This is a genomic window from Edaphobacter lichenicola, from assembly GCF_014201315.1.
GTDB classification, from domain to species: domain Bacteria; phylum Acidobacteriota; class Terriglobia; order Terriglobales; family Acidobacteriaceae; genus Edaphobacter; species Edaphobacter lichenicola_B.
The window spans coordinates 595,180-607,693 of record NZ_JACHDY010000001.1; the positions used below are offsets into that span (position 1 = coordinate 595,180).

The window sequence follows — 12,514 nt, forward strand, 5'->3', positions numbered from 1 at the left end:
AGCATTAAGTCTTTGCTGTCATCCTGAGCAAGTCTTTGCCGTCATCCTGAGCGCAGCGAAGGATCCCGAAGAACTCAGTCCTACCCGAACCGCCCGTCCCTTTCAACCCACCCTCTCCAGCCGTTGTCTGTTCTCTATCTCTCCGAAAAACCGGCAGAAAGCGTTCTTCTCCTCAGACGCTCAATCCCTTTGGACGATTAGCCCCGTCGGTAGCGTAAGCAAACGCCCGAAGAATCACAGCCTCTCGCCCACCTCAGCTTCCTTTGGTCTCGCTCCCGCCACCAGCAACACCGCTCCTCCAAACAGCAACGTATCCCAGACGTAGTTCGCCCCTTCCAACACCGCCGGCACCCCGGACGCCATCAGCAGAATCGGCAGATAAAGAAAAACCGTAAGCAGAGTCATCACCAAGCCCACTACAGTCGCCCCATCGCGGCAATATCTCCGAATCAATATCGCCACCCCGCCCCCGATACAAACCAGCCCCGTCAAAAACGCCCACACATGAGGCCCCGGCACCCACGACGGCGTCAACTTTCCCAAAGGCACCCCCGGCGCAAACTGCGGAAACAGTATCAGCTCCACGCCATACACCATCAGCACAACAGCAACAATCACCCGCCCAATCCACACCGCTACATTCTCACCGCCATCCCCCGCCTCTCGAATCCCCGACTCTCGAATCTCCGCCCCACTCCCCAAATACCCCGCAAGCGCCAGCGCTCCTGCACCAAAACTAAGATCTCGCAACGCCACATTCCAGATAATTCTGTCGTGCATCTGCGCCGCCGCATTCGGCACATGGATCATCACCACAAACAGAAAAAACATGATCGCAAGCAGAGTCGCGGTCAAACGAACGCGTATCCCAAGCGCCAGACTAAAAGCCGCAGCGATCAACGCAACGCCAACGAAGTACACCCAGAACAACCGCACCGGCATCAACACAGGAACAGCCCCAATGATTACCTTGCCGAGCACCAGATGCTCCACTCCAAAGGCCGCCAACGGCGCCGCAAACAGCACCCCGCCAACCGCAACAAGTTTGTCCAGCCCCTCCGCCGCCTGCAACTCTCTTCGAGCGGCAACAAACCCGACAACAAGAACAATCACTCCCGCAACACATATCCAGACATTAGTACTCGGCGGCACAAACACCTCTTCCCAATCACAATTTCTGACGCACTATCGAATCTTCTTCCAAAGCAAATCTTCGTTATTCCTGCGATCGATCATCATGTCCACATGCCCCGAAGCATCCCGATGAAATAGCCGCCGCCCCTCCTCTCCCGCGCGAAAAAACATATCCGGAGACTCGGGCAAAAGTTGATAAGGTTTTCCCGAGTTACGCTGCGCATACAGCTCACCACCCTGCCGCGTCACTGTGGCCACATTTCCAGGAGCCAACTCATACGCACCCACATAGTCGTTCAGCATCGCCTCCGCAACCGCTCCTACAGCCGGGTCTTCGTAGTACCGCAACGTCTGGCTCGCAACAATCTGCCACGCCTGATTCCGATACAACCACGTATCCGTCGAGTGATAGCGAGCATGCAGCTCCCGCCCAAACACCGTCTCCACCTCGTCGCAGTCGTAACTCAGCACCGCAACATTCGCCGCAAACCGCGACTTCGGATGCACCACCCGAATCGTTCCGCTATAACCCGCAGGCAACGGCTGCAGATCTTCCAGCAGCGCCGGCTTATCCATCGCTCTGCCCTTCTCGTCGAAGAACATCGCATCGTCCGCCAAATACATCTTCCATGGCGCCTGATTCCCAGGCCCAACCGCATCGTATAGTTCCTGCGTTCGCTGAACTAGTTCCACTTCTGTAATCTTCGCTATATCCACTCCACGTGCCACCGGGCACACGAAGACGGCCAAGACCAACGAAGCAATCAAACCTCGTTTCATGTCACTCTCCTTCAGACAATGCCTACCCAACGCTCTGGTTGGTAAGTACGCCGCCCAAAGCTCAGAGTTCCCTCTTCGGATCAACCGACCTACTGCCCATAGAGCCGATACCGAATCCAGTACGTCCCGTTACTCCAATCGATCCGGGTCCCATCCCTGCTTATCGTCCCTGAGATCCTCGTCCCCTGCCAGTTCGTCGTCACACTCCACTTGCCATTGAAAGAGCCAGTAGCCCTGTCCCCATTCTCGTTCTGCAGCGTCAGATTTCCCCGTCGCTGCTGAATCGAACACTGCAGCGACCGGTTCCCATTCGGATACCAGTTTCCATTCAGGTTGGGCGTTCGATACCGGCCGCCGCCACCGCCTCCATAACATCGGGCCCAAAACGTTCCATTCGACCAGTTGATCCGCCGGCCATCCCCACTGAGCGTCCCCGTCACAAACTGCCACTCCGGCGCGACAATCTGATTGTTTCCCTGCAGATTCCCAATCGAGGTGCTCCCACTCTCGTTCGTCAGGTTCAGCATCACCCCATTGCTGCTGATCGAGGCCTGCTTCGATGGATCGCCCTGCGCGCACCACGCCCCCAGAAACCCCGCCGACCCCTGTTGGTTATTCCTTCGCTCCTGGTCTTGTTGCTGCTGTCTCTGCTGTGGCACATCCGTCGGCGGCCCCTGCGGAATCTGCGAGTCCGACGGCATCGTCGGCATGCTCGGCATCGGCGGTCCCTGCGGAATCGGAGGCACCTGCGGCGGCGCGGGCATCAGCTGAGCCATCCCTGCCACGGTAAAGACAAGGCCACTCAACAACACATACAAAGCTGCTCTCTCAAAGCGAACTGGACCCATCACGACTCTCCTCCTTGCTCGAAGGCGAAGCCATTATCCTCTCGAATCGGGCTGCGGCAAATCAGAATCTGCAAGGAGCGTCCGTCACCGCTACTTCGGCGAGACAGCAACTTCAAAACTATTCGCGCGAGACCATCACTTCGGACGATTCGCCGCCGTGGGCAACGAAAGCAACTTCGCCGCCAGCGCCGACAGCCGCTGAACCGGCTCTGCCAGATCCTCCGCCAGCGTCTTCGCATCTCCGGGCGCCCCGCCGGCACCCGCCAGGTACACAAGATTAGTAATGCTCTGCAACGGATTGTTGATCCGATGAGCAAGCTCATTAGCCATTCCCGCAGCCGCGGCATGGATGGTCTGCTCCATCAGCAGCTTCTGCTGCCGCTGCTGTCTCACCCCCATCGCAGCGAAGTTCGCCAGCACCTGCATCATGCGAAGATCGTTCCCATCAAACGCCTCGTCGCGCCCATGAGCCATGATCCAGATCGTTCCGCGCGTCTCCTCCACCTCCCACGGCAGCAGAATGCCATCGGTCACAGTAGGTGCTTCAATCCCCATCAGGTCGAAGAACCGCTGCGCCACGCGAAACAGTTGCGGCCGCCCACGCTCCAGGCACGTCCCACACGCACTTGGACTACGTGGCAGCGTCGCATTCAGAAAACCCGCATACTCCCCCGCCGTCGCAACCCACTCATAGAACTCCTCGTCGGTCTTCTTCTCCCGCTCGATGCTGATTCCCGAGCTGTCGGCCCCGCACATCTCCACCGCCGCATTCACCAGCTCCTGCAGAATCGTGTCAGGGCGCTCCACGAACGCATGCGCCAGCCGCCTCATCCCCTCCATCTGCATCGCGACATCGCGCTCATGCAGCCGTCTGCCCGCAAACGAAGTGTCCTCGAAGAGGTCGACTACCTCCAGACCCGTGTCCGCTGCCGTCGAACCAAGCGCGCTCATTTCAAACCCTTCCCGTCCCAATTACCCCTATGTTTGACACCCGACATAGCGGCAACTCTCGAATCCTGGATCATCCATCATAACGTTCAGGGGAGGTATTGCAGATAATAGTTCACAGAGCACAAAAAAACGTACGAAATCTTCTCAACCCCTGGCGTATTTTTCAAGACCACAAATCGCGCGGCTAAATCACCACATCAGCCACGCATTTCACCACATCTTCACCACCAAAACACCACGTCCAAAACACGCCTTTTCCCAAATCACCCCTGAAAAACGCCCATAAAGCGCAGTTCTCCCTCAGCCCACCACGCCAGTATTTTTTCTGGAAAATCTACCGCCGAACCGTCTCGATCGACACCGGAACCTGCTCCACAATCTCGATCCCGAATCCCTGCAACGCCGGTACATGCGTCGGCGTATTGGTCAGCAGCCGAATCTTGTGAATCCCCAGATCCGACAGAATCTGCCCGCCCAACCCAACCTGCCGCAGCGTTCTATGCGCCCGATCCTCGCTTCCCTCCCGAGCCCGCTGCTCCCGATGCAGCACAATCCGCGCCGGCGTAACTCCCTTGTCCACGCCAAAACCCGCGCTGCCATTGTGCAGATACACCAGCGCTCCCTTGCCCGCCTCCGCAATCATCTTCAAGGACTCCTCCACCACCGCCCTGCAATCGCACAGCGTCGTAGCAAAAACATCTCCCGCCAGACAGTGCGTATGCACCCGCACCGGCACCGGCTCCTTGCCGCTCACATCGCCAAACACCAGCGCAATATGCGACTCCCCACCATCCACCTCGCTCTCATAGGCGATCATGCGAAACTCCCCATGCGCCGTAGGCATCACCGACTCCGCCACCCGATGGATGTACCGCTCATTCTGTAACCGGTAACGTATCAAATCCGCCACCGTCACCATCAACAGCCCATGCTCCGCGCAGAACTTCACCAGATCCGGCACCCGCGCCATCGTGCCATCGTCGTTCATAATCTCGCAGATCACACCGGCAGTCACCAGCCCGGCCATCCGCGCCAGATCCACCGAAGCCTCCGTCTGCCCGGCCCGCACCAGCACGCCACCCTTGCGCGCCCGCAGCGGAAACACATGCCCCGGCCGCGCCAGATCATGCGCCGTCGAACGCGGATCGATCGCCACCTTGATCGTATGCGCCCTGTCCGCAGCCGAAATCCCCGTCGTCACGCCCTCGCGCGCCTCGATGCTCTCCGTAAACGCAGTCCCGAACCGCGACGTATTCTCCTGCGTCATCGGCCCCAGCCGCAGATAGTCCGCACGCTCCTCAGTCAGCGTCAGGCAGATCAATCCACGGCCATACTTCGCCATAAAGTTGATCGCCTCCGGCGTGACAAACTCCGCAGCCAGCGTCAGGTCGCCCTCGTTCTCGCGGTCCTCGTCATCCACCACGATCACCATCCGGCCCGCCTTGATCTCCGCTACTGCCTCTGCCACGTCAGCAAACATAGTCCCCGCCTTCCACCTGCAACTCTTTCGACGCATCCCATCTTACGTCCGTCGCAAAAAAGAAACGCCACCCGCAACGGGCAGCGTCTTCTTTTTACAATCGAATGACAAAATCCAGATCAAACACTTACAGCGTGGACTCGATCTCGAATCCCCATGCCTCAAGCAGCGCCTCAGGAATGTACTTCGAGTTCTTGTTTCTCCGGGCCCACTCACGAAGCCTGGTCGAGCGAATGTACTGGTCGGGCGTGAGCTTGAACTCCTTCACAACCTGCTCGAACGATGTTACCGTTGGAACAACCGGCCCGATCGGCTCAGGCTTGCCCCAGTTGGGATTTCCACGACGCTTTGCCATATCTTTTTCAGTACCTCTTCACAATTTGATTTCCGCACTTGGCGTTTTGCACACTGGGAAAGAAACGCAACCTTCATTCTAAGGCATTTATCCAGCAAAAGCAAGCGTTTGCCCCCATTTCTCAGGCCTTAGCGCTGCTGAGCCAGAGCGTAGAACCTCGCCATATCCGCCTTCATCTCCTTCAACGCATCCACATTCAAATACACCATGTGCCCCGCCGGATAGTAGCCAAACTGCACATTATTTACCAGCTTCTCCGGCAGATCCATGTGACTCAGGTCGTACTCCGTTGAAAAGAAGGGCGTAGCCAGGTCAAAGTACCCATTGGCCGAGAACACCCTCAGCCTGGGATTCTTACGCATCGCATCCGCCAGATCTACCGCCACATCCGGAGCCAACTGCTCCCCAGCCCTCCCCGGCCCGCCACCCGGAGCCTTGTGCTTGAAGTCCCAGTTCTCATTCAGCCCCGGCCCCGAGGTGTAGTAAGGCTCCTGGCTCAGATACTTCAACTCCTTCTGAAGGTACTCATGAAACGCCCCGACATACACCCCGCTAATCCCCGTATCCGAAGGGTCGTACCCCGGATTCTCCCCCGCCGAGTCCACATCCCACCCCATAAACCGCGCATCGTATCGCCCCAGCGTCCGCTCCTCCCCACGCAGCAGCTCCTTGCGAAACCGGCTCGCCGAAATCCGAAGCTTCGCCTCCTTCACATACTCCACGCTCAACCCGGTGATCGCCGCCAGCTTCACTGCCATCGCATCGAACTCCGCAGCCGGCAGCTTATCTCCCTTCTGCAAAGCCTCCGCATAAGGCCCGCGCGCAAAGACTCTAGCCTGCTCCACCCACTCAGCCATACTCAAACTCGTCTTCACCTTGTGGTAGTGATACGCAATCGCCGCGAACGAAGGCACATACCCAATCGCCTCATAGTCCAGCCCAGGGCTACGCCTGTTGTAGTTCAGAATCGAAGACAGCAGCGTCACCCCGTTGAACTCGATCCCATCGTTCTGCAGCGCACTCACCAGCCCAGCCGATCGCGTCGTTCCATACGACTCACCAAACAAAAACTTCGGCGAGTTCCACCGCTGATTCGCCGTAATGTACCGCACAATAAACTTCTTGAACGCAAGAATGTCCTGATCGGTCCCGGCAAAATCCTTCACCGTCCCCTTGCCCACCGCGCGCGAGTATCCGGTCAGCGGCGCATCGATAAACACCAGGTCGCTCTTATCCAGCAGGCTGTACTGGTTCTGCACCCACTCAAACGGCGCCGGCCCCGTTGTCTCCGGGCTCTGCGTCACCACGCGCACCGGCCCAAACGATCCCATGTGCAGCCAGATCGTCGCCGCTCCCGGCCCACCGTTATAGAAAAACGTCACCGGCCGGCTCTTCGCCTCGACCCCATCCTCCGTGTACGCCACATAGAAGATGCTTCCATTCGCCTTATCCTGATCGTCCCGTATCAGCAGATTTCCCGCGGTCGCAGTGTAGTGAACCATCCGCCCGCCCGCAGCCCACTCATGCTTGGTCACCGAGCTCGTCTCTGCAGGAACAGGCACGCTCGCCTCTTCCTTCTTAGCGTCCGCATCGCCCGCCGCCTTCGCCTGCGAGAACACGGGCACAACCGCACCCACCATCAAACCCATCGCAACAACAAGGCATGGTATGCGAGGTACCACAAGTAACTTGAACACCTTCACTAGAATCAATCCCACTCTCCGGAACAACCGTGCAAACCTACACTGATCAAACATCCTTGGACCGAATTGCAGCTTTGTGGACGCGATCATCATACCTTTTCGATCGCCCGCGACGACGCTGCCTGCATGCATCTTTTTTTCTAAACGGTCACGTCTAGTTGTATTGACTCTTCGTCTCGATCGCCCCGCAGCGCCACTCCGCCAAGGGCTCTCAATCGCAGGTATCACCTGCAGCCGCAATCCTACCCGCCGTACCGACCAAGGGAGAACCGAAGCAGCAAGCCTCGCCCAAACAAGGTACACACATCACGAAGTGACCGCCCCAATCGGGGTCCCCACGAACAGGTCTTCGTTCGTGGGGTGGCAAGCGCAGTGGGCCCGTCCGGCAGGACATCTTCATCAAGCATCAAGCCGTATCAAGATGAAACGGAGTAGTGTATCTCTCCACCGGATACCCCTTCGCCTTCCACGCATCCAGCCCGCCCTTCAAAAATTTGATCTTCGTAAAGTTCAGCGCCAAAGCTCTCTCAAGGATCATCCGGCTCGTGCTCTGGCTCACGCAGGTGCAGTAGATCACCGAGTCTTTTTCCTTCGGAATCAGCGTAGCCTGCTCCAGCACCTCCTTCGGCGGGATCCTCTTCGCTCCAGGAATAATCTCCGAGTGCGCCAGCAGATCAAGCGGCTGACGAACATCGAACAGCAGAATCTCCGAATTCTTTTCGAGCAGATCGTAAAGCGCATCCGCTTCGATGCTGTGCTCCTCCAGTTCACGCCTCCGCCGCAGCTGCCTGATCCGCAGGAAGCCGAACAGCAGAACCAGGAACCCAACCACGCAAATCGCAATCAGATACATACTGCCTCCTCCACCGCGCGCCCTTTAGTTTTATCTGATCATTTCGTTGCCGTAAAAGATGCGGGAAATTCCAGCCAGGCCTCCGCCCCAATAGCTCCCCATCGATCTCCATCGACCCGCTGAGCCTCCATCAACCCGCTCAAGCCGAAAGCTTCTCCTTCACCAGAGAAAGTGCGTGGCTGGCAGCAGATGCGAAGGCCCCCGCCGTAGCAGGGTCAGACACAGCCTTCGCCTCCCAGTTGATCGTCAGGCAGAAGTACACCCACCGTTCGTCAAACAACATCGCCCCCGGCGCGCACAGTGCATGAAACCCCGCAACGTCGATGCTCCCACCCTTGCAGAACGCGCTCACTCCCAGCGGTAGCGGCAGCAGCCAGATCGCGTCCCCCAAAGAAAGAATCCTGCGAAACTCATTCAGCGTCTCCTTGTTCTTGAAAAAACTCCCCTGCATCGCTCGCGAGTAGTACGACACAAAATCATCGGCCGAGCAAGCCATCGTCTGCACATCATTCATCGGCAGGTTCACCATCGACTCATTCGCCGCCGCTCCCAACTCCTCCCAGCTAAAACTCTTGTAGTCCTTAGCCCCCAGCAGATATCCGAAGAGCGACCGCGTGCTCTCAGGAATCACGCAGCTCTTCAATCCCGCCGAAGCAACAAACTCCCGAACCCTCTCCGGGCCAACATGCTTCAAACACATATCTGTTCCCGTGTTGTCGCTATGCATGATCATTGCCTCCAGCGCAGTCCTCTCCGAGACCTTCCCAATCAGGTTCGGCGGATTGAACATCGTGCTATCCAACGACCACACACTCGCATCCAGACTCAGCTGTTGAGCCTTCAACGTCTGCACCACCTCCGGCGCATCCACCTGCCGCAACGCCTCGCACAGAATGAAAGTTTTAATCGCGCTCCCCGCAAACAACGTCTTCGCAGAGTTCGACTCCACCAGAAACTCCGGCTTCCCACCCGCCGCCGGCGCATAGATCTTCACCGCAACCTCTCCCGGAAGCCCCTTGAACAGAGAGAGAATCGCATCCGATGAAGCCTCCACAGCCATCGCAGGCCCCGCCAGTTGCATCGTTCCAACCGCTGCTGCACTCTTCACCAAAAACTCCCGCCGCGAATTCAACATGCTCTATCCATCCTTCTCGCATCGCGAGTGCTCATCTACATCTGAAATTTGAACCATCTGGATTCGCGATACATGCTACTCTCTCTCTGATTTAGAACAACAAATCATGACCGCTACCAAGCTCAGCGTCATAACCTTCCTCATCGGATTCACAGTCCAAACCGCCCTCGCAAATCCAGCTTTGGCCTTCGCGCAACAAGCTCCACCCGCCGCATCGTCCGCGGAGAGCAAGAAACCGGACCCACAAGCAAATCCCAAACAGTCGCTCCCCAATCCAGACTTCTTCGGCATCTATCACGCTGGAGACGGAGTTACGCCTCCGAAGCTCATCTTCTCCGTCGAGCCAGAATTCTCCGAAAAAGCGAGAAAGAAAAAGATTCATGGCAACTGCCTCGTCTCGCTCATCGTCCGCACCGACGGCACCACTACCGACATACACGTTACGAAGTCGGCCGCTGATGCCGTATCCATGAAGGAACGAGAAGCAGCCCTCACCCTCGACGAAAATGCTGTCAAAGTCGTAGCGCAGTATCGGTTCACTCCCGCAACCTACCGCGGCACACCTGTTCCGTATCGGATGACCGTCGAAGTGAACTACCAGATCTTCTAGCTCTTTTCATTAACCTGCGACCATCTCAGGACTCAAGCTGTCCACCTCGAGTTCCGCATCAGCCACTTCGCCCTACGCGAAGATTATGCGAAACTCGAAGCAAGCCGCATGAACCTCACCTCCCTGCTCCACAAAACCTTCGGCCACGAATCCTTCCGTGCCAATCAAGAAGCCGTCTGTCGCGCCGCCACCGACGGCCGCGACGTCCTGCTCGTCATGCCCACCGGAGCAGGAAAGTCCCTCTGCTACCAGCTCCCCGCCATCGCCCGCGGCGGCACCGCACTCGTCATCTCCCCCCTGATCGCACTCATGGACGACCAGGCCACCAAGCTCACCGCCGCCGGCCTCCGCGTCGCCCGCATCCACTCCGGCCTCTCCCGCGACCAGGCCCGTCAAGCCTGCCGCGACTACCTCGACGGCACCCTCCAGTTCCTCTTCATCGCGCCCGAGCGCATGCGCGTCCCCAACTTCCCCGAGATGCTCGCCCGCCGCAAACCCTCGCTCATCGCCATCGACGAGGCTCACTGCATCTCCGCCTGGGGCCACGACTTTCGTCCCGACTACCGCACCCTCGGCGACTTCCTCCCCGCCCTTCGCCCCGCGCCCGTCATCGCCCTCACCGCCACCGCCACGCCCACCGTCCAACGCGACATCATCACCCAACTCAAGCTCACCCAGCCCGAGCTCTTCATCCACGGCTTCCGCCGCCACAACCTCGCCATCGAAGTCGTCGAGCTCTCCAAGCCCCGCCGCAACGAGTTCACCGCCAACCTCCTTAAAGAAAGCTCCAACCGCCCCGCCATCGTCTACGCGCCCTCACGCAAAGCCGCCGAAGAACTAGCCTCCACGCTTGGCGGAAGCGCCGCCGCCTACCACGCAGGCCTCGACCCAGCCACCCGCGAACGCGTCCAGCGCCACTTCCTCTCTGGCAATCTCGAAGTAGTAGTAGCCACCATCGCCTTCGGCATGGGCATCGACAAAGCCGACGTCCGCACCGTCGTCCACACCGCGCTCCCCGGCTCCGTCGAGCAGTACTACCAGGAAATAGGCCGCGCCGGTCGCGATGGCCAACCCTCCCGCACCGTGCTCCTCCACTCCTTCGCCGACCGCAAGATGCACGACTTCTTCCTCGAGCGCGACTACCCCGCCATCACCGACCTCACCCGCGTCGCTGCCCTTCTCTCCGACGACTACCAGATGCCCGACCTCCTCCGTCAGCGCCTCAAGATGGACGCCGAGACCTTCGACAAAGCCGTCGAGAAACTCATCGCCCAGGGCGCAGCCAACATCGACATGGCCGGCAACGTCCGCGCCGCCGAAGACACGCCCCGCAGTGCCGCCTGGCGCAAAGGCTACGACGACCAGATCAACTTCCGCCGCTCCCAGATCGACCGCATGGTCCAGTTCGCCGAGTCCGCCCAGTGCCGCATGGCCGCCCTCATCCAACACTTCGGCGACACCGACGACGGCCTCCGCCCCTGCGGCCACTGCGACTTCTGCTCCCCGCAGAGCGCAACAGCACAAATCTTCCGCCAACCCACCACAGAAGAAGAGCGTCAACTTCGCGCCATCCTCCGCGCACTCGACGGCACCACCCGCGCCACCGGAAAACTCCACACCGAACTCTCCACCGGCCCCCTGCGCAACACCCCCGCCGCCGACCGAAAGATCTTCGACACCCTCCTCGACGCCCTAACCCGCTCCGGTCTCATCACACTCAACACCGACCAGTGGACCAACCCCGAAGGCAACGTCATCACCTACAAAAAGGCCTCCCTCACCCACGAAGGCCGCACCCTCACCGGCCCCCTGCCACCCGACCTCCTCCTCAAAGACACCACCACCTCCACCACCTCCTCGTCCCGCACCCGCTCGCGCAGCGGCAAGAGCAACGTCCCCAACACCGGCCCCCGCCCCAGCAAGGCCTCCCTCAAAGCCGAACGAGAACAAACCACCGCAACCTATACTCCCGCGCAAAAGATCCTCGAATCCAACCTCCGCGACTGGCGCAAAGCCGAAGCCGCCAAGACCGGCAAACCCGCCTTCATCGTCTTCAGCGACAGCGTCCTCCACAACCTCGTCCTCGCAACTCCAAAGACCATCTCCGAACTCCTAACCGTCTCCGGCATAGGCCCCGAAAAAGCCGACCGCTACGGAGCCGACGTCATCGCTCTCTGTCGCGCCGAAGCTTCCGTCTCTCCACCGATCACGACCAGAAGAGAATCGTCATCTCGACCGGAACGCAGGGAACAAGAACTTTCTGGCCAATCCAATGAATCGTCATCTCGACCGAAGCGTAGCGGAGTGGAGAGACCCCCGCAGTTTGTTTTGAGCGGCACAACCTCTACAGCTACCGAAACCTTCCACCGCCAATGCACCACCACCGAACCCACCGACTCCCTAACCCCCCAGCAACAAGCCCTCGACGAGCGCCTCCGCGAATGGCGCAAATCCGAGTCCGAGCGCCTCGGACTCCCTCTCTTTTTCGTCTTAGCCTCCACCACCCTCCGCAACATAGTCCTCGCGCACCCGCAAAACCTCACGCAGCTAAAATCCGTCCACGGTCTCGGCCTCGACAAGATCGAAAAGTTCGGTCCCGGAATCATCCAGGTCTGCACTACCTAAACAAAACTGAATCACTATTCATTCCACGCTTCTCTGTGCT

Annotated in this window: 11 protein-coding genes; 2 read left to right on the plus strand and 9 right to left on the minus strand. The window is 58.9% G+C overall.

Going from position 1 to position 12,514, the window contains the following annotated elements; genetic code table 11:
* Positions 1-234: 234 nt before the first annotated feature.
* From HDF09_RS02470 to HDF09_RS02510, 9 genes are all read right to left on the minus strand, one after another.
* Positions 235-1,152, minus strand: coding sequence for a DoxX family protein (locus HDF09_RS02470; protein ID WP_183760941.1), 918 nt, complete (start codon positions 1,150-1,152; stop codon positions 235-237).
* 33 nt (positions 1,153-1,185) lie between these two features.
* A complete protein-coding gene (locus HDF09_RS02475; protein WP_183760943.1) occupies positions 1,186-1,914 on the minus strand; it encodes a DUF4440 domain-containing protein in 729 nt (242 codons plus the stop codon).
* Between the two features lie 89 nt (positions 1,915-2,003).
* Complete coding sequence (locus tag HDF09_RS02480; RefSeq protein ID WP_183760946.1) at positions 2,004-2,762, minus strand: hypothetical protein; 759 nt, start codon at positions 2,760-2,762, stop codon at positions 2,004-2,006.
* A 135-nt stretch (positions 2,763-2,897) separates the two neighbouring features.
* Positions 2,898-3,713 carry a GAF domain-containing protein gene (locus tag HDF09_RS02485; RefSeq protein ID WP_183760949.1) on the minus strand — a complete coding sequence of 272 codons (816 nt, stop codon included), beginning with the start codon at positions 3,711-3,713 and terminating at the stop codon, positions 2,898-2,900.
* Between the two features lie 334 nt (positions 3,714-4,047).
* The gene (gene ribB, locus HDF09_RS02490; protein WP_183760951.1) at positions 4,048-5,193 is read right to left on the minus strand and encodes a 3,4-dihydroxy-2-butanone-4-phosphate synthase; all 1,146 of its coding nucleotides are present in this window, start codon (positions 5,191-5,193) and stop codon (positions 4,048-4,050) included.
* A 127-nt stretch (positions 5,194-5,320) separates the two neighbouring features.
* Complete coding sequence (locus HDF09_RS02495; protein WP_020713518.1) at positions 5,321-5,548, minus strand: hypothetical protein; 228 nt, start codon at positions 5,546-5,548, stop codon at positions 5,321-5,323.
* Positions 5,549-5,676: 128 nt separating this feature from the next.
* Complete coding sequence (locus HDF09_RS02500; RefSeq protein ID WP_311718836.1) at positions 5,677-7,251, minus strand: S10 family peptidase; 1,575 nt, start codon at positions 7,249-7,251, stop codon at positions 5,677-5,679.
* 406 nt (positions 7,252-7,657) lie between these two features.
* Positions 7,658-8,104, minus strand: a complete 447-nt coding sequence (locus HDF09_RS02505; protein ID WP_183760953.1) for a rhodanese-like domain-containing protein — start codon at positions 8,102-8,104, stop codon at positions 7,658-7,660.
* A 139-nt stretch (positions 8,105-8,243) separates the two neighbouring features.
* Complete coding sequence (locus tag HDF09_RS02510) at positions 8,244-9,239, minus strand: serine hydrolase (protein WP_183760955.1); 996 nt, start codon at positions 9,237-9,239, stop codon at positions 8,244-8,246.
* Between the two features lie 106 nt (positions 9,240-9,345).
* Between HDF09_RS02510 and HDF09_RS02515 the strand changes: the two genes are divergently transcribed.
* Positions 9,346-9,849: an energy transducer TonB gene (locus tag HDF09_RS02515; RefSeq protein ID WP_183760957.1), complete on the plus strand. Its 504-nt coding sequence runs from the start codon at positions 9,346-9,348 to the stop codon at positions 9,847-9,849.
* A 108-nt stretch (positions 9,850-9,957) separates the two neighbouring features.
* A complete protein-coding gene (locus HDF09_RS02520; RefSeq protein WP_183760959.1) occupies positions 9,958-12,474 on the plus strand; it encodes a RecQ family ATP-dependent DNA helicase in 2,517 nt (838 codons plus the stop codon).
* Positions 12,475-12,514: the final 40 nt, after the last annotated feature.